Below are 16,104 nucleotides of genomic sequence, written 5' to 3' on the forward strand. Positions count from 1 at the left end.
TCAATCAACGAATCATCTCTTGGGCCACGCCGATCGCAAATAAAATCGCATGCGTCGGGACTAGGATTAAGAAGAGCAAGCGCCAGCCGTGAACGAACATCTTCGTGAATAACACTTCCTCATAACGAATCCGCTGCCAGATTGCATTGATCGGAAAGATGGCGCAACACGCCGCAAGCAACAGAAGAAACACTTCCGTCCCGAAGATGGCCTCCAGTAAAACGCCACATGCATAGAACCAGAGCACGACCCCAGCATCGCAGGCGAGTTTGAATGAGTTGATTGATTTCGGCATAATTTTTCTAAGTATCATATACACCATAAACCATAAGATGAGTGGAAATGAAACGATATACACTAACACGATGCGCTCGCTCCTATAATCAGTTTATGTAGCAGTGGGATGACTGTAAGTGAAATCTTCATTTGTTCGGCTTTCTCAATCACTGGTTTTAGAATCGCATCCACTTCTGTCGGTCGTCCCTCTTCAAGATCACGCAACATAGAAGAACGATTTTCGGCAGTGCGTTCGATGATCGACTCGATATAAGCATACGAGACACGCTTTGAAAATAACGGCGTTAGTTCCTCGTAGATAGAATGCGCAATTTCACGATATGGTGCGTTTACGAGCGCCCCATTCGGAACACGGCATAGTGCTGTAATGGGATTGATGATGGCATTCGCAAAGAGCTTTTCGATCACGACTTGTTCGATGTCGTCTTCCCAAATGACCTGAAGGGGACTATCTTGAAGTGTGATTGGAAGGAGACCTGTCATGCTCCCGATTCGAATACGCCCGAGTCCACGATGCTCGATGATGTTCCCTTGTTTCGTTACCCCGTGTTCAACGACACCTATATGAAAACCACGTTGTTTCGCATAATCTAGATGGGCAATCCCGTTCGAGCAAATGAAGACCGGAACGGCTCCAGAGAGTCGTTCCGTCGCCTGTTCGACTTGATGGGCTTTCGTCGTGACAAAAAAGAGATCTTGGTCAGTTTCTTCTAATGTGGCACTAGATTGTAGCGATACATATGCTGACCCACTCGTCAAACCTGTCCGTGTGATTACAATCTTTTCAGGTGATCCGCTTCGTCCGTATACCGTCACCTCATAATCATCAGCAAGCAAGGATGCCATCAATAGTCCGACCGCCCCGTTCCCGATAATGCCAATCCGTTTAATGGAGTTCATACATGCTCTCCTCCTGAATAGAACTATTTTCGCACAAAAAGTTTACCACATCTTCTCGCCATGACCCAAAAATGACAAACAAAAAAGAAGTGACCTGATATCAGATCACTTCTTCTCGCATTATTTGCTTGTTACTTCTTTACCGTTGTAATGTCCGCAAGATTTGCAAACACGGTGTGAAAGTTTCATTTCGCCACAGTTCGGGCACTCGTTCATACCAGGTACGTTGAGTTTGAAGTGAGTACGACGAAGACGTTTGCGAGTTTTCGACGTTCTACGGAATGGTACTGCCATCGTTGTCCACCTCCTTGAAAAGTTAACCTTCCTCGTTCTCTTTTTTCGAGAACAGGTCGGCCAGTCCCGCGAATCGCGGGTCAATTTTTGGTTGAGCGTCCGGCTGTTCGTCAGTGAGCGTCCAGCCTTCCCCTTCAACCTGAGTTTTGTCTGTTTCGTTCCCGTAAACTTGCATCGGGACGTCTAACATGATGAGCTCTTTTACAATCGGTACAAGACTGATTGTATTTCCTTCTGGCAAATTCACGTCATCGAATTGCTCCGTATAACGCCCATTCTCCAAAAAGAAAGGCTCGAGCGATTCAATATCAAATTCATAAGTGACGTCTTCTAACGTTCGCGCATCTGGCAACGTCAGATCACCTTGAATCTTCAGATTGAATGTAACTTGATTAGATGTGAACGATGCATCCCCGTGCACATGCACCGGGCGAATCGAACGGATATCCGGATGGAGCTGAGTTAGCTCTGGTAGTTCTACCATCTCATCGATCGTAAAACCGTCACCCTGGTTTCGGAGCTTAAGTAGCTGTGCAATAGACCATTTCATCCGAATCACCTCAATTGCAACAATATGAATTATAGATAGGCCAACTTGTTTTGTCAATGTTTTTTCTTTACACTAAAATCAGTTGACGACGGCGCTTTGCCAAAGCGTACTTACTCATCTTACACCAATCCATACGACAATGCAAAGGAGTAAATCATGCAAAAGACGGCCATTATCGCAGAGTACAATCCGTTTCACAACGGGCACTATTATCAAGCGCAAACCGCACGTCAAGAAACCGGGGCTGATGCCATGATTGCCATCATGAGTGCCCAGTTCACACAACGAGGAGAACCAGCCTCATTCGATAAGTGGAAACGGGCAAGAGCGGCCGTCGAGAGCGGGGCAATCGACCTCGTCGTCGAACTACCGACCAAGTATGGGGTACAACGAGCGGACCGCTTCGCTATGTCCGCCGTCTCAATCGCCGAACTACTTCGTTGCCAAACGCTATCGTTCGGAAGCGAAAGCGGCGATGTCGACGCCATCCTTCATGCAGCGCAGTCCAATGTCGAAGAGACACCTCCATATAAAGAGGCACTCCATCAAGCGCTACAAGAAGGTCATTCGTCGGCGCAAGCTTCGAGTCGGGCTTTCCGTTACGTCTATCCGTCGTTTGATTTGACACGTCCTAATAATATTTTGGCGTATCATTACGCCAAAGCAGCAAAGACGATTCAATTACATACTGTGAAGCGTCTCGGGGCAGATTATCACGACACCTCACTCACAGACGTCATGTCGGCCACCGGCATCCGGGCCCATTACCTAGAAACGGGTGAAGTTCGTGCCGTCCCGGCATCGACAGAAGCGATGTTCCAGTCGCAATCGATGACGCATTGGGAACTGTATTGGCCCGTCTTACAATACAAACTCAGGACGTTACCGCTCCATACGTTGAGCGAGCTCGTCGGCATTGACAGTTCCCTCGCACCTCGCCTGAAACGAGCAGGATTCGAAACGTCATTTGAACGTGCCCTCACATCCGTTTCGACACGTCGCTATACGCGCACATCGATTCAACGAGCGTTCGTCTCCGTCCTTCTGCACTGGTTAAAAGAAGAAGCACCGACTCGTTTTGATGATGTTCCATACGTGAGACCGCTCGCGTTTAATGACATCGGCCGTTTGGCATTACGGGATGTGAAACAAGAATTGCCGCTCATCGGTAAGTACGATGAACGGCTCGATTTTGAAGCGCGTGTCACTGAGGCGTATCGACTGCCGCTTCATAACGACACATTGATTGAACACCGCCAGCGACCTCAGTTCATCTCTTCTAAATAACGGATTGCATCTTCGACCGTCTTGACGGGCACGACTTCTATGTCACTGTCGAGACGGTCGCGCGATTCAAGCGCTTTCTCATAATTGGAACCGGCCGGGACGAAAAAGACTTCTGCCCCTTCCTCGTCCGCTGGGACAATCTTTTGCCACGCGCCTCCGATTGGTCCGACATTTCCTTCTTCATCGACGGTTCCCGTGCCGGCGATCCGCTTTCCGTTCGCCAAATCGCCAGGCGTCAGCTGGTCATAAATTTCTAACGTGAACATCAATCCTGCGGACGGCCCCCCGACATTCGTCAAAGCGACATCGACTTTAGGGTCTGCTGTGATCTCTTGGACGGGGAGTGGCTCATAAATACCGATCCCGACGCGGTCACCACTTTGGTCGATCGGTTGAATGAGCGTCTGCACGATACGCTCCTCCCCGTCTCGCTCGATCGTCAACTCGACTTCATCACCGGCATCCGATTCCATCACTCGATTTAAAAAGTCCATACGTGTCGCAAAAGACATTCCGTCGATTGCCGTAATGACATCGCCCGGCTTTAAGACGTTGGCGGCGAGAGATCCCGGAATCGGCGCAGAGACGTAAATCCCTTCAAAATCGACCGTCACTTCTTCGCCAGCGAGCTCATATGCATATTGGATTGCCGCTTGTTGAGAGGAGTCCATCAAAAGTTGTTGACGTCTGTCGTAGTCCGCCTCACTTTCTCCATCGTATAAATAACGACTAGATAAATTGGCTTCTGTGAACGGTGTGACCCAACTCTCCACTAACCAAAACGGTGTCGCTCTCCTTTGTGAGATGGTCACCATCATCAGTTCCCCTTCATCCTTTTCGCCACCTTCGACGGTCAGGAACTCTTCAATCGACGTTGCGGCACCAGGTGAAGAAATGTAATAAGGGAGCGGAACGAAGAGAAATAGAAGAACAGTGACGAGCAGACCAAGTCCGATTTTTAGTGATTTCATTGTCCCGAACTCACTTGATACTTTTTACGTAACGCGACTTCGACTTGCTCTGGGACGAGTTCATTAACTGATGCACCATATTTCGCTACTTCTTTCACGATAGATGAGCTAAGGAATGAGTATTGACTGTTCGTCATCATAAACAATGTTTCCACGTTCTCATTCAACTTCTTATTGATTGATGCGATTTGAAGTTCATATTCAAAATCAGATACGGCTCGTAATCCACGCACAATTGTTGCCGCTTCTCGCTCCGCAGCGTACTCGACGAGAAGTCCACCGAACGCGTCAGCCGACACGTTCGGAAGATGTGTCGTCACCTCTCGGATGAGTCCTAATCGTTCTTCCACATCAAATAGTGGGGCCTTGCTTGAATTTTCAAGGACGGCGACAATGACTTCGTCAAAGATGGCCGCCGCTCGTTCGATAATGTCTAAATGTCCATTTGTGATCGGGTCAAAGCTCCCCGGGCAAATCGCAATCCGCTTCATTTGTTTCACTCCTCAATCGATGCATACTCATAAAAGCTGATTGTGATCACCTCTGAGTATCGCTGTTCTTTAATTCGTTCAAGTCGTCCGATACGTTCCGGTAATGTCACGTCGCTCCCGTGTTCACAGACGATGACGCCAACATCGATCAACATGTCAGATTCATCAATCAGTCGTAAGAAATTCTCGTGCTCTTCCGCATGATACGGGGGATCCATAAAGATCAGCTTAAACTGTTCCTTCTGTGCGCGAAGTTGCTCGAGCACCGCCTTGGCGTCTTGGCGATACACGTTCGCCTTGTTTTCATAATGGGTCGCCCGCAAGTTTTCTTGAATCGTTTGCACGGCTTTCGGTTGACGGTCGACAAACACCGCTTCGTCACACCCTCTCGACAACGCCTCGATGCCAAGTCCACCACTGCCCGCATAGAGGTCTAACGCTTTCCCACCAGAAAAATAGGGTCCAATGATGTTGAATAACGATTCCTTTACTTTATCTGTTGTCGGCCGCGTAGCCGTTCCTGGGACCGCCTTTAAACGGGTCCCTTTTCGTTCTCCAGATATGACACGCATGTCTTTCCCTCCAGCAGAAAAGATGAAGGTGATGCCACCTTCATCTTTTTGTTTATTTCGATTTTGTCTCGTACGTTTCGGAAATGAATGGACGCTCGCTCCGAACGACCGCTTCCACGAACGGCAATGCCTTTACTTGTTCGAGTACAGCTTCATGACCTTCGAGGTCTGTATAAAGAAACGCATACTTCTCTCGTTTTGAGACAAAGTACAGATTCGCATAACGTCTTAACGCTTTCACTTGTTTCAAGGAATTCACGTATACGACGAACCCGATCCGTTCATTCAACTTAGACGGCGCATCCACAACTTCCGCCTCCTCCGCAACTGCCACCACCGGAACATCCACCTTCGTCAAAGAATGGATTACCAGTCGGGACCTTGATTTTAGGAGAGACTGAATGAGCTAATAGTTCACTCACTTCCCCTAACAACTTATCCAAGCTTCGTTCTGCTTTTTTGAACGCAGCAATTTCCGGCTGAACGTCAAGACGACGTTTGACGAGATGCATCTCTTTCTTGATGCGGTCGTGGTCCGGATGGTGCTTCCCGAACCGCTGGACGTACTCATAGTCTTCTTTCATCTTTAGGAACTCGCGCTCGATTTCCTTCGCTTCTTGTGATGCGAGACGTGCCGCTTTCGTTTGAATATATGTTTGAAACGATTCGCTTGCTTCAATCAAATCGGTCAATTCTTCAGTTTGATCGAGCAGGGCAATCGTCTGTTCAGTGATTATCATACCCCTCACCCTTTCTGCCATGATTTTACCACAATTGTTTCCCTATGTAAGCAATCCACACTATAATTGAAGTTGACCGCAAGGCGTTCAATGTAGAAAGGAAGTGAATAGACGTACCCAGTGCGTCTGTATATGAAAAAAGTTTCTTTTAATATGATCCGATCAGCCGGAATCAAGACGGATTATGCGAAGCCTGAATATTATTATGATCAACTCGATAAAGTACGCGAAGCTGACCTCGTTTTATTCCCCGAGTACTGGATGGTCAATTCCATCATTTACGGGATGAACAAAGCCATTTTCCCATCTCCTGCGACATATCATCTCGGGCACGACAAAATCGAGATGACACGTGCCTTTAAAGCGACGTACCCTCACCGTATTCCCAAGACGCTCATCTACGGAAAAAATCCATACACGATTGAACGCGTGTTGGAAGAGTTCCACTATCCGTTCGTTGCCAAAAAAGCCAAATCCTCTATGGGACAAGGGGTTTGGCTGATCAAGAACGATCAAGACTGGTTAGAGTATGTCGAAAATCACGATACGTTCTATGTCCAAGAGTTCATTCCAAATGATCGCGATTTACGAGTCATCATTATTGGTGAAGAAGTCGTCGGTGCGTATTGGCGCGTCAGTGAGGCGTTTTTGAACAACGTCGCCCAAGGCGCTAACTTCTCGTACGAAGACATTCCTGAAGACGTCGTCAAAGAAGTTCAATCGATTGCGAATACGTTGCACATCAACCATGCAGCGTTTGACGTTATCGTGACGGAAGAAGGATTTTATATCTTGGAATTCAACGTCTTTTTCGGTTCGGAAGGACTGCTCCCACTCGGGGTAAAGCTCCCTCAAAAAATCGAAGAATATTTATCTACATTAAGCTGATCAATCGTTCATCTTTTTTTCACAATTTGAACACACGTTATTCCAAGAACGTTTTTGAATATGGTATGATGACATATGAGGTTTATTCGAAAAGGGGGATTATGATGAAATTTGAGCAGTTCCACATCGAGGGAAAAGAAATCCGTTTTGGTTTGCTCGAGACGATCATGGATCATCATCATTTCATCCGTGAAGGTGCTTGGGATTATGAGCGTGCCACGTATGATATGAAATATGAGAAACAATCGACTGGCGAAACATTCTATCTTCGCTTACCTGTATACGCCATTGAAGGTCAAATCGAAGATCGTCACGCTGTTGTTAAAATGCTTACACCGATTTTAGGGAAGCATTATTATCCACACGGTGTTGAATACGATGAAGTCTTCCCAGAAGAAATCGTCCGCGACTGCGAACGTCGCCTAAAAGCACTCGCAGAAACACTAGAAGTCAAACCCCTTGCATAAGCAAAGGGGTTTTTGATTACAAACAAAGCCCACAGAAGACGATTCGTCTCTGTGGGCTTATATTAGTTGGTCGCAATGATGGTCAGCGTCACATCGACCTGACCGAGCAATAAATCAAATTGGTCTCGAACGTAGCGATACAATCGCTCCGCCTCGACGAGTGGTAAAGATGCAATGATTCGATAATCATAATGGTCTTTCGATTGAGATACGACTTTCACTTCTTTTAAGCCGAACTCAATGGCGCTACATGCGATTAAATCTTCAATCGCCCGTTCTGCAATCGTCACGTCTCCGTATGAATAGTCATTCCCAATCACAGCCATCGTATCGTTCATGGTGATCACTCCTTTTCATTCGCGAGTACTTTAACGTCCTCCATGATAGATTCGATATCAACGGGTTCATCCCCTGCTGTCGCCATCTGAGCGACGGCACGAACATCATGATGACGGTCGATGACGTACATCGTCGTCGCATGCGTCACAAGCCCGCTGTTCGCCTTCGAATAATAAAATTGCAGCTGTCGTGTGATTCGGTCAATGTCGACCTGGTCACCCGTCAACATCTTCCATCCGTTTGGCTCCGCCTGGAACGCTTCCCCGTAGTTTTTGAGTACGGGGACCGTGTCCACTTTCGGGTCGACCGTGATGGCGACGAGCTCTACGTCTGAACCGTATAGATTCTCTGCCTTCAACTCTTTCTCAAGCTTCATAAAATCACGTAGCGTGAGCGGACAAATATCAGGGCAGTTCGTATAAAAGAATGTGACAATTTTTACTTTCCCATTATCGGAATTGTATGTTTCTTCATTCAATGCGTTCGTCAATGTGAACGGGGTTGGCTCTTGGATGACCGGCAAGTCGTCTTGGTTGAAGAATACAAAATACACGGCTACTCCGATGACAACGAGCGTTAGGACCGTTAAACCGACCGTCATATAGCTATTCCGTTTCATACAACTCTCCCTCTCTATGGATCATCCTCCGATTATTGCGCGGAATACGTTCGTCGTTTCACCCGGGTCATAAGCAACATAGAGAAGAATATAAACCGTCACACCTGTAATGGCCGTGAAAAACCAGACAACTGATGCTTTCGGTCCGATTTTACGGTGTTTCTCAATCTTGTTTTTATAACCGAGATACAAGGTGATCAAACCGAGGACGCCACCTGTAGTCGCGAGTAGGATATGGAAGATCATAAAGCCGAGATAGAACGGTTTGACAGAATCCGGTCCCCCGAATGCCGTGTTCCCAACAAAGATGGTACGTGAGACGTAAAGGATGAAGAACGTCGTCGCTGCAATCGCGGCCGCCGTCATCACTTTCTTATGTTTTTCGATGTTGCTACGGTCTTTTGCGATGATCACCCATCCGATGGCGACAAGAATCGCACTGATGACGATGAATGTCACACTAATTAAGGCAAGATAGTTCATCAATGTTTCCCCTTTTGTTCTGTTTAATTTTTCTCATTTGTTTCTTGCGGAGTGAAAGACATGCCTTCATCGAGAGCAAGAGATTTCGTACGGCGTACCCAACCGAAGAAGGTCCAGCCGAAGAAGAAGCCGTAAACGATCTCTTGACCGAGTTTCATCAAGACGCCACCGAACCGTTGATCTTCGAGGGCACTGTTCGTCGCTCCCATGAGCGCCTCTAAGTTAATCCCCGACACGTCCCCATTCGGTAGACAATATCCAAGTACCCTAGCGAACGTCTCCGGGTCCGTATACGCGTTATATAGCGTCGTTTGACTGAAGATGATGAGCGCACAGGCTGGTGTTAACAACACTCCATTGGCGACAATATACACCATTCGTTTTAAGTCGGACATGCCTTCCTCTTCGTCTGTGACGAGCGGAACGATGACCGGGTACCACATCGTCAAACTAAAGACGAATAATGCACCGTGGAAGATGCGGTGTACGCCATAGTTCGTCAAGACATAGTCAAATACGACCGGCATGTGATAAATCGAGAACAATGCGTTGAATAAAATGAGCGCGATGAGTGGCTTTGTTAAAAACTTAAACGTTGGCCCAATGAATTTGAAGCTAAGTACTTTTTCAAACACCCAGTACGGTAGACCATACACGACGAGTGCCGGTGCCAAAATATAGACGAGCACCATTTGGAACATATGCACCGATAAAATGATATGTGCCAACACATCAATTGGACTTCCGAAACCGATATAATACAAGACAATTGCAAACAACATACTAAACTTTTGTAATAACGTGGTCGAGGCATATCCTCGCTTCGCCATTCTCTCTGTCACGACGGCATATAACACATAAATCCCGACCATGAGCAATCCGAACAGCGGACTCCATAACGTGAGCCAATCAAATTGATTGAGCAGCTCCGACGTATTCCAGAGCATCCGTTCACCCCTTTTCTTTCTCTCCCTAACCTTTGAAACCGTTCACTTCAAGATTACTATTCATTCATTTTTGAAGTAAAGGAAAAAGGACCGAATCATCCGTGTTTCCACAGATGTTCAATCCTTTGTCACAATTACCAAATGAGTAAGCGTAGTGCCGCGACCGTGATGATGGCGACGAAGATGCCTAACCACATCATGACGACGATCCATGTGTTCCCACGGTTATTCATATGCATGAAAATATACAACTGTAGGAAGACTTGAATGACCGCCAAGATGATTAAGAAACCACCTGCTGCCCAGACTGGCATCAGTTCCGCATAGACGGCACCGAATGCCACGAACGTGAGTAAAATCATCATGGCGAAGCTGATCAACTGAAGTTGATACTCGCGCTTCGATTCTGCTTTTACTTCAAGCTCTAATTGTTTGTGTGATTCGTTCATTGCTCGTTTTTCCATATTAGTTCACCATCCCTAAGAGGTAGACGATTGAGAAGATGAAGACCCAAACAACATCGATGAAGTGCCAGTATAGACTTGATACATAAAACTTCGGTGCGTTGTACACATCGATTGGGCGGTTCCAGTTACGAATCAAGAGTGTCGTAATCCAAAGAAGACCGAACGTAACGTGTGCGCCGTGGAAGCCGACCAACGTGTAGAAGGCTGAACCGAATGCGCTCGACGTGAACGTGTGACCGATGTGGTAGTAGTGAATGAACTCGTAAATCTCAGCACCAAGGAATCCTGCACCAAGAAGGAGCGTCACAATCAACCAAAGCTTCATACGCCCTGGATTGTTTGCTTTCATGTTCATCATCGCAAGGACACTTGTCAGTGAACTTGTGAGGAGGAGCATCGTCATGATGAAGACGAGCTCCATTTCGAAAATGTTATACGAGCGTAACTCCTCTGGCGCACCAGAGTTCAAGAGACCAACGTACGTTCCAAAGAGCGAGGCGAAGAGGACGGTCTCTCCACCAAGGAAGAACCAGAAGGCCACATATTTATTTTTCCCTTCCAGTGTTGCTTTCTCTGGATTGGCCGGGATACCGGTCACTGGGTGTTTTTCTACTGCATGTGCCATTTATTGTTCTCCTTTCTCACGAATCGCTTTCAAGTCTGCTTCGACTTGTGACTTCGGAATGTAGTAGCCGTGATCGTCAATCCAAGAACGTAGGAACATCGAGACGAACGTCATCGCTAATCCAAATCCGATCAATGACCAACCGACGACTGTGTTATCCATCTGGAAGATGGCACCGAGTCCTGCGATAAAGAGGCCGAGTGACATGAAGAACGGAATGAGCGAGTTGTTCGGCATGTGGATGTCCGAAACTTCCTCAGCGACTGACACGCGTTTGTTTCCTGCCATTTTCTCGAGCCAGAACGTATCAAGTCCTTTGACGAGTGGCGTTTGTGCAAAGTTGTACTCCGGAGTCGGAACAGGAAGTGTCCACTCAAGCGTACGCCCGTCTCCCCAGTGGTCTGGTTTGACGCGTTCTTTTGACAAGAAGGCTTTCACGACAGCGATGAGTAAGACAATCGTTGATACACCCATGAAGAATGCTCCGGCTGTCGAGAGCAAATTAAGTGTATCCCAACCTTGACCACCGAGGTACGTGAAGACTCGACGTGGCATACCGAACAATCCGAGGAAGTGTTGCGGGAAGAACGTCAAGTGGAAACCGATAAAGAACAACCAGAACTGCCAGTATCCAAGCTTTTCAGAAAGGGCTTTCCCGAACATGAGTGGGAACCAGTAGTAAAGACCTGCGAAGAGACCGTATACAACCCCACCTACGATAACGTAGTGGAAGTGAGCGACAACGAAGTAGCTGTCGTGGTACTGGTAGTCAGCCGGTGCGACTGAAAGCATAACCCCTGTCATCCCACCAACGAGGAATGAAGGAATGAACGCGACTGAGTAAAGCATCGCCACGTTAAATTTAATTTGACCGCCCCACAGTGTGAAGAGCCAGTTAAAGATTTTAACACCGGTCGGTACAGCAATCGCCATCGTCGCAACAGCGAAGATTGAGTTCGCAACTGGACCAAGACCGACTGTGAACATGTGGTGAACCCAAACCATGAATCCAAGGAAACCGATGAGCATTGTCGCGAAGACCATCGTCGTGTAACCGAAGAGGCGTTTACGCGCAAATGTTGGAATGATTTCCGAGAAAATACCGAATGCCGGTAAGATCAAAATGTATACTTCCGGGTGACCGAAGATCCAGAAAAGGTGTTCCCAGATGACAACGTTCCCACCGAGTGCTGGGTCGAAGTATGCGGCTCCAAAGAGTCGCTCAAACATCAACATGAACAATCCGACCGTAAGTGGCGGGAATGCGAAGACGATCAATGCCGATGCAACGAAAGTCGTCCATGTGAAGAGCGGCATGCGCATGAGCTTCATACCTGGCGCACGCATGTTCAAGATTGTGACGAGGAAGTTAATCCCGGCCATCAATGAACCGAAACCTGAAATCTGAAGACCGAGGGCGTAGAAGTCTACCCCTGTTGCTTCCGGTTGAGTCGAAAGTGGAGCGTAAGCTGTCCACCCTGCGTTCGGTGCTGCTCCGAAGAACCAGCTCAAGTTAAGCATGACTCCACCGAAGAAGAACAACCAAAAACCTAATGAGTTAATGAATGGGAACGCAACGTCGCGTGCCCCGATTTGAAGTGGTACGACGGCGTTCATGAAACCGAATAGCATCGGCATCGCCGCTAGGAAGATCATCGTCGTCCCGTGCATCGTAATCAATTGGTTAAACGTTTCACCGCTGACGAAATCGTTCATTGGTTTAACAAGTTGCCAACGAATCAGTAATGCTTCAATTCCACCGAGAAGGAGGAAGAAGATTCCTGAGAACAAATACAAAATACCGATTTTTTTGTGGTCAACCGTCGTAATCCAATCCATGATGCCATTGTATTTACGCGATTGCTGCATTGCAGTGGTCTGTGCCACGTGAAATCCCCCTTTTCCCGTTAGTCAATCTTCTGCTCATACAAGAAGTCAACGAGTGCGTCTAATTCTTCGTTGCTGATTTGACCTTCATTGAAACCTGGCATGAGAGCCCCTTGTTTCTTATCTTGCGGGTTACGAATCCACTCTTTCAAGTTGTCCTCGTTGTTTTCAAGGTAACCTGCGAGCCACTCGCGATCGCCGAAGTTCGTTAAACTTGGTGCAACTTTACCGCCGCCGTGACAGCTCAAGCAGCTTTGAACATACACTTCTTCACCTGTCGTCAAGTTCGTGTTGTCTGCGACGAGTTTCTCACCGTTCTCGTCTTGCTTGGCTTTCATGTCAGCGAGCCATTGATCATATTCTTCTTGCTCGAGCGCGATGACTTTAAAGTCCATAAGGGCATGTGACGGACCGCAAAGCTCTGCACATTTCCCGTAGTAAGTACCTGGTTCATTTGCATGTAACCACATTTCGTTATCAAGTCCTGGGTTTGTATCTGTTTTACCAGATAAAGCCGGTACCCAGAATGAGTGAATGACATCTTTTGATGTCAAATTGATGCCGACGCGTTTCCCAACTGGGATGACGAGTTCTTGACCTGTCACGACACCTGCTTCTGGATACTCAAATTCCCACCAGTACAAGTTTGCTGTAACGTTGATTTCTTCTTCTTTTTTCGCTTCTTTCGCTTTCGCGAGTTCGACAGTCGTTGTGATTGTCGGAACAGCGAGAATGATGAGAAGGATAATCGGAACGACTGTCCAAATCATCTCAAGTGTACTGCTACCTTCAACTTGCTTCGGAATCGATTCATCTTTCCGACGGAACTTCATGAGCACGTACACGTAAATGACCGATACGATGATGAGTACGAAGAGCATGATCGCCAAACTGATGAGAATGATGCGGAGCTGAAGCTCAGCGCCTTCTCCCATCGGCTTCAATGCAGACAATCCCTCTTGACCGCAACCTGACAACAGGACTGCGAACATCATCATCGGGACGATGCCAAACAGAAGCTTCTTAAATGATTTCACAACAATCCCCACTTTCTCCCAAAATGATGTGTAATGGTTTTCTATATAGTGAGTGCGATTATGCCATTGCTGCTGTCAAAATCAGCGCGATAATCCACACGACTAAATAAATTAATGAATAGAAGAACATTTTGTTTGCCCACTTAATTTCGTCCTCGGCATTGAATCCTTTCAATCCGAGATACAACCAGTAGCCCCCTAAACCGGCTGCGACTGTCAAGTAAACAAGACCATAGTGCATAAATAAGAGCGATGCCGGAATCAGCGTCGCAATCCACCAGATGATCTGCCGTTTTGTGATGGCAAATCCGTTCACGACCGGAAGCATCGGAATGCCTGCCGCTCGATACTCTTCCGTGCGTCGCATAGCGAGCGCTAGGAAGTGAGGTGGTTGCCATAAGAACATGACAAGAAACATGAGCCACGCATCAATATACAAGTTCGGATCAAGTGCTGCCCAACCGATGAGCGGTGGAACGGCTCCCGAAATACTACCGACGACCGTATTGAGCGTACTCGTACGCTTCAGCCACATCGTATAAATCACGACATAAAAAAATGCCCCGATTAAACCGAATACAGCGGCGACGTACGATACAAGGAGCAATAACAGAGTTCCTAACGCAAGTTGTGTCAATCCGAGGAGTAAAATTTTCTCCCCTGAAATCTTGCCGTTTACACTCGGTCGATTGTCCGTACGATCCATTAAGTAATCGATATCTCGGTCCACAAAGTTGTTTAGGTAACAACTCCCCGAAATCACGAGTGCGCTTCCTAACATCGTTAATAAGAGCTGTGGCCAAACTTCAAACAAATAAAGGACTGGCGTATCGCTCTGATACGTCGCTGCCACGAAGAAACCTGCAAACACCAACATCAAGTTGGCGCGAACGATTCCCATTTTCGCTAAGGCGACGTAATCTCGGAATGACGTTGACTCTGTATATTCTACATCTACGGTCATTCCTGGGTTGACTTTTGTCATACTGACCCCCCCCACATAATCACGAAATCCTCGCATTCTCTTCACAGAAAAAACACAATATGAACAAAATACACTTAACTCTCTACAAAGATACCATATTTTTTTATAAAATACGCCCTTTATGCTTGTAAAATAGCGAGTTTTTTGTGTCTATAGTGTGATATTTGTCACACCTTATGTGCCTTACTAATATTAGAATAACGTTTTTGATAACGATTGCAAGCTTTTCCATTTCGTTTTTTGAACGGAAAGCCGTATAATAAGTATGGCGAAAAAAATATAAATAAACAAGGTACATTTTTAACGGATTTTGATTAGAAGCAGGTGGTATTGCATGCATAAAAAACTCGCGTTTTTCTCAGGGTTTGTCACCCTCGGAATGATGCTTGTCCTCATCATGGGTGGAACCGTGACGAAGACAGACTCAGGGGATGGTTGTGGGACTGACTGGCCACTCTGTCACGGTAAGTTGATTCCGACCAATCCAAGTGTTGAGACGATGATCGAGTACAGTCACCGCGTCGTCTCGGGAATCGAAGGTCTCTTGATCATCGCACTCGCCATTTGGACGTTCATCGCGGTCAAACATCGTGTCGATGTGAAAATCTTCGCGTTTCTCGCATTTATCTTTATGCTCATCCAATCGATTATCGGAGCAGGGGCGGTTATTTGGCAACAATCAGATGCCATCTTGGCCCTTCACTTCGGAATTTCTCTCGTCTCGTTTGCATCGCTACTCATTTTGACGATTCTATTATTCGAAGGTGACCGAAAGCATAAAGTCGTATCCAAACGGTTGAGATCTCATCTTTACGGTCTTTCGATTTACACGATGGTTGTCGTGTACACAGGAGCCTATGTCCGTCACCTCGGTGCTACATACGCTTGTGTCGGTTGGCCGATTTGTGAACAAGAAGTGTGGACGTTTGAGTCTTATGTTCAAATGGGTCACCGTGTGATGGCTGGACTACTTGTCTTGTACACGTTGTATGTCCTCTATCTTGCTCGAAAAGAGATGAATCGATTAATCGAACGCGGCATGATGGCGTCCCTTTTCTTCATTCTTCTTCAAGTCGGGACTGGCGCATGGATCGTACTCGGTGGACACGCCACGTACGTGCCGCTCCTCCATGCATTCTTGATCACTTGCTACTTCGGCATCCTGTCCTATCTCGCTTACCATGCGTACCGTTCGACAGACCGACAAAGTGATTCACAATTAAAAGACATGAACGGGTAAGTAAACAAAAAAGCGCCG

The 16,104-nt window shown here is 47.0% G+C and carries 22 protein-coding genes; 4 read left to right on the forward strand and 18 right to left on the reverse strand.

The genetic code is table 11. The features are described from left to right. Nucleotides 1-4: 4 nt before the first annotated feature. From AC5LIL_RS09225 to AC5LIL_RS09240, 4 genes are all read right to left on the reverse strand, one after another. Nucleotides 5-364, reverse strand: coding sequence for a DUF3397 domain-containing protein (locus AC5LIL_RS09225; RefSeq protein ID WP_074034903.1), 360 nt, complete (start codon nt 362-364; stop codon nt 5-7). Continuing rightward, nucleotides 358-1,197 carry a 2-dehydropantoate 2-reductase gene (locus AC5LIL_RS09230; RefSeq protein ID WP_499823948.1) on the reverse strand — a complete coding sequence of 280 codons (840 nt, stop codon included), beginning with the start codon at nt 1,195-1,197 and terminating at the stop codon, nt 358-360. The genes AC5LIL_RS09225 and AC5LIL_RS09230 overlap by 7 nt, the downstream gene beginning before the upstream one ends. 120 nt (nt 1,198-1,317) lie before the next feature. Then, nucleotides 1,318-1,491: a 50S ribosomal protein L32 gene (rpmF, locus tag AC5LIL_RS09235; protein WP_015881300.1), complete on the reverse strand. Its 174-nt coding sequence runs from the start codon at nt 1,489-1,491 to the stop codon at nt 1,318-1,320. 22 nt (nt 1,492-1,513) lie between these two features. Then, entirely contained in the window at nt 1,514-2,041 is a 528-nt protein-coding gene (locus tag AC5LIL_RS09240) for a YceD family protein (protein WP_074034907.1), read from the reverse strand. 156 nt (nt 2,042-2,197) lie between these two features. Here AC5LIL_RS09240 and AC5LIL_RS09245 point away from each other — a divergent pair, with 156 nt between their 5' ends. Continuing rightward, nucleotides 2,198-3,328, forward strand: coding sequence for a tRNA(Met) cytidine acetate ligase (locus AC5LIL_RS09245; RefSeq protein WP_499823949.1), 1,131 nt, complete (start codon nt 2,198-2,200; stop codon nt 3,326-3,328). Here AC5LIL_RS09245 and AC5LIL_RS09250 read toward each other — a convergent pair. Genes AC5LIL_RS09250 through AC5LIL_RS09270 form a run of 5 tightly spaced genes read right to left on the reverse strand, consistent with a single transcriptional unit; the run spans nt 3,307 to nt 6,102 of the window. Further along, nucleotides 3,307-4,299 (reverse strand): SepM family pheromone-processing serine protease, encoded by a 993-nt coding sequence (locus AC5LIL_RS09250; protein ID WP_499823950.1) that lies wholly within the window; start codon nt 4,297-4,299, stop codon nt 3,307-3,309. The two genes, AC5LIL_RS09245 and AC5LIL_RS09250, sit on opposite strands and share 22 nt — an antisense overlap. Then, entirely contained in the window at nt 4,296-4,790 is a 495-nt protein-coding gene (coaD, locus tag AC5LIL_RS09255) for a pantetheine-phosphate adenylyltransferase (RefSeq protein WP_074034918.1), read from the reverse strand. Before coaD ends, AC5LIL_RS09250 begins: the two co-directional genes overlap by 4 nt. A gap of 5 nt (nt 4,791-4,795) precedes the next feature. After that, nucleotides 4,796-5,362 (reverse strand): 16S rRNA (guanine(966)-N(2))-methyltransferase RsmD, encoded by a 567-nt coding sequence (gene rsmD, locus AC5LIL_RS09260; protein WP_074034920.1) that lies wholly within the window; start codon nt 5,360-5,362, stop codon nt 4,796-4,798. 52 nt (nt 5,363-5,414) lie between these two features. After that, complete coding sequence (locus AC5LIL_RS09265) at nt 5,415-5,669, reverse strand: YlbG family protein (protein WP_143406649.1); 255 nt, start codon at nt 5,667-5,669, stop codon at nt 5,415-5,417. After that, nucleotides 5,653-6,102, reverse strand: a complete 450-nt coding sequence (locus tag AC5LIL_RS09270; protein ID WP_074034922.1) for a YlbF/YmcA family competence regulator — start codon at nt 6,100-6,102, stop codon at nt 5,653-5,655. Before AC5LIL_RS09270 ends, AC5LIL_RS09265 begins: the two co-directional genes overlap by 17 nt. 153 nt (nt 6,103-6,255) lie before the next feature. Between AC5LIL_RS09270 and AC5LIL_RS09275 the strand changes: the two genes are divergently transcribed. Then, nucleotides 6,256-6,990: an ATP-grasp domain-containing protein gene (locus AC5LIL_RS09275; protein ID WP_271305028.1), complete on the forward strand. Its 735-nt coding sequence runs from the start codon at nt 6,256-6,258 to the stop codon at nt 6,988-6,990. A 104-nt stretch (nt 6,991-7,094) separates the two neighbouring features. After that, complete coding sequence (locus AC5LIL_RS09280) at nt 7,095-7,457, forward strand: YugN family protein (protein ID WP_015881291.1); 363 nt, start codon at nt 7,095-7,097, stop codon at nt 7,455-7,457. A gap of 62 nt (nt 7,458-7,519) precedes the next feature. Here AC5LIL_RS09280 and AC5LIL_RS09285 read toward each other — a convergent pair whose 3' ends face one another. From AC5LIL_RS09285 to cyoE, 9 genes are all read right to left on the reverse strand, one after another. Further along, nucleotides 7,520-7,795: a hypothetical protein gene (locus tag AC5LIL_RS09285; RefSeq protein ID WP_074034927.1), complete on the reverse strand. Its 276-nt coding sequence runs from the start codon at nt 7,793-7,795 to the stop codon at nt 7,520-7,522. Nucleotides 7,796-7,800: 5 nt separating this feature from the next. Then, on the reverse strand, nt 7,801-8,415 hold the full coding sequence (locus AC5LIL_RS09290) for an SCO family protein (RefSeq protein WP_074034929.1): 615 nt from the start codon (nt 8,413-8,415) through the stop codon (nt 7,801-7,803). A gap of 21 nt (nt 8,416-8,436) precedes the next feature. Continuing rightward, nucleotides 8,437-8,898 carry a DUF420 domain-containing protein gene (locus AC5LIL_RS09295; RefSeq protein ID WP_074034935.1) on the reverse strand — a complete coding sequence of 154 codons (462 nt, stop codon included), beginning with the start codon at nt 8,896-8,898 and terminating at the stop codon, nt 8,437-8,439. A gap of 23 nt (nt 8,899-8,921) precedes the next feature. Next, nucleotides 8,922-9,845, reverse strand: coding sequence for a cytochrome c oxidase assembly protein (locus AC5LIL_RS09300; protein ID WP_499823951.1), 924 nt, complete (start codon nt 9,843-9,845; stop codon nt 8,922-8,924). A gap of 134 nt (nt 9,846-9,979) precedes the next feature. After that, nucleotides 9,980-10,309, reverse strand: coding sequence for a cytochrome C oxidase subunit IV family protein (locus AC5LIL_RS09305; protein ID WP_074034939.1), 330 nt, complete (start codon nt 10,307-10,309; stop codon nt 9,980-9,982). 1 nt (nt 10,310) lies between these two features. Next, the gene (locus AC5LIL_RS09310; protein ID WP_015881284.1) at nt 10,311-10,937 is read right to left on the reverse strand and encodes a cytochrome (ubi)quinol oxidase subunit III; all 627 of its coding nucleotides are present in this window, start codon (nt 10,935-10,937) and stop codon (nt 10,311-10,313) included. Beyond that, nucleotides 10,938-12,806, reverse strand: coding sequence for a cytochrome c oxidase subunit I (gene ctaD / locus AC5LIL_RS09315; protein WP_074035326.1), 1,869 nt, complete (start codon nt 12,804-12,806; stop codon nt 10,938-10,940). A gap of 38 nt (nt 12,807-12,844) precedes the next feature. Continuing rightward, nucleotides 12,845-13,822, reverse strand: coding sequence for a cytochrome c oxidase subunit II (gene coxB / locus AC5LIL_RS09320; RefSeq protein ID WP_074035327.1), 978 nt, complete (start codon nt 13,820-13,822; stop codon nt 12,845-12,847). A gap of 97 nt (nt 13,823-13,919) precedes the next feature. Further along, a complete protein-coding gene (cyoE, locus tag AC5LIL_RS09325; RefSeq protein WP_214783949.1) occupies nt 13,920-14,846 on the reverse strand; it encodes a heme o synthase in 927 nt (308 codons plus the stop codon). A 334-nt stretch (nt 14,847-15,180) separates the two neighbouring features. Between cyoE and AC5LIL_RS09330 the strand changes: the two genes are divergently transcribed. Continuing rightward, a complete protein-coding gene (locus AC5LIL_RS09330) occupies nt 15,181-16,086 on the forward strand; it encodes a COX15/CtaA family protein (RefSeq protein ID WP_499823952.1) in 906 nt (301 codons plus the stop codon). Nucleotides 16,087-16,104: the final 18 nt, after the last annotated feature.

The organism is Exiguobacterium sp. RM11 (assembly GCF_059821525.1).

Excerpts from the sequence above, each read along its gene's own strand:
- AC5LIL_RS09330 (WP_499823952.1), top strand. The coding sequence starts at position 15,181 with ATGCATAAAAAACTCGCGTTTTTCTCAGGGTTTGTCACCCTCGGAATG.
- rsmD (WP_074034920.1), bottom strand. The coding sequence starts at position 5,362 with ATGCGTGTCATATCTGGAGAACGAAAAGGGACCCGTTTAAAGGCGGTC.
- AC5LIL_RS09270 (WP_074034922.1), bottom strand. The coding sequence starts at position 6,102 with ATGATAATCACTGAACAGACGATTGCCCTGCTCGATCAAACTGAAGAA.
- AC5LIL_RS09230 (WP_499823948.1), bottom strand. The coding sequence starts at position 1,197 with ATGAACTCCATTAAACGGATTGGCATTATCGGGAACGGGGCGGTCGGA.
- ctaD (WP_074035326.1), bottom strand. The coding sequence starts at position 12,806 with ATGCAGCAATCGCGTAAATACAATGGCATCATGGATTGGATTACGACG.
- AC5LIL_RS09250 (WP_499823950.1), bottom strand. The coding sequence starts at position 4,299 with ATGAAATCACTAAAAATCGGACTTGGTCTGCTCGTCACTGTTCTTCTA.
- AC5LIL_RS09280 (WP_015881291.1), top strand. The coding sequence starts at position 7,095 with ATGAAATTTGAGCAGTTCCACATCGAGGGAAAAGAAATCCGTTTTGGT.
- AC5LIL_RS09290 (WP_074034929.1), bottom strand. The coding sequence starts at position 8,415 with ATGAAACGGAATAGCTATATGACGGTCGGTTTAACGGTCCTAACGCTC.
- coaD (WP_074034918.1), bottom strand. The coding sequence starts at position 4,790 with ATGAAGCGGATTGCGATTTGCCCGGGGAGCTTTGACCCGATCACAAAT.
- AC5LIL_RS09310 (WP_015881284.1), bottom strand. The coding sequence starts at position 10,937 with ATGGCACATGCAGTAGAAAAACACCCAGTGACCGGTATCCCGGCCAAT.
- AC5LIL_RS09285 (WP_074034927.1), bottom strand. The coding sequence starts at position 7,795 with ATGAACGATACGATGGCTGTGATTGGGAATGACTATTCATACGGAGAC.
- cyoE (WP_214783949.1), bottom strand. The coding sequence starts at position 14,846 with ATGACAAAAGTCAACCCAGGAATGACCGTAGATGTAGAATATACAGAG.
- AC5LIL_RS09275 (WP_271305028.1), top strand. The coding sequence starts at position 6,256 with ATGATCCGATCAGCCGGAATCAAGACGGATTATGCGAAGCCTGAATAT.
- AC5LIL_RS09300 (WP_499823951.1), bottom strand. The coding sequence starts at position 9,845 with ATGCTCTGGAATACGTCGGAGCTGCTCAATCAATTTGATTGGCTCACG.
- AC5LIL_RS09295 (WP_074034935.1), bottom strand. The coding sequence starts at position 8,898 with ATGAACTATCTTGCCTTAATTAGTGTGACATTCATCGTCATCAGTGCG.
- AC5LIL_RS09240 (WP_074034907.1), bottom strand. The coding sequence starts at position 2,041 with ATGAAATGGTCTATTGCACAGCTACTTAAGCTCCGAAACCAGGGTGAC.
- AC5LIL_RS09245 (WP_499823949.1), top strand. The coding sequence starts at position 2,198 with ATGCAAAAGACGGCCATTATCGCAGAGTACAATCCGTTTCACAACGGG.
- rpmF (WP_015881300.1), bottom strand. The coding sequence starts at position 1,491 with ATGGCAGTACCATTCCGTAGAACGTCGAAAACTCGCAAACGTCTTCGT.
- AC5LIL_RS09305 (WP_074034939.1), bottom strand. The coding sequence starts at position 10,309 with ATGGAAAAACGAGCAATGAACGAATCACACAAACAATTAGAGCTTGAA.
- coxB (WP_074035327.1), bottom strand. The coding sequence starts at position 13,822 with ATGATGATGTTCGCAGTCCTGTTGTCAGGTTGCGGTCAAGAGGGATTG.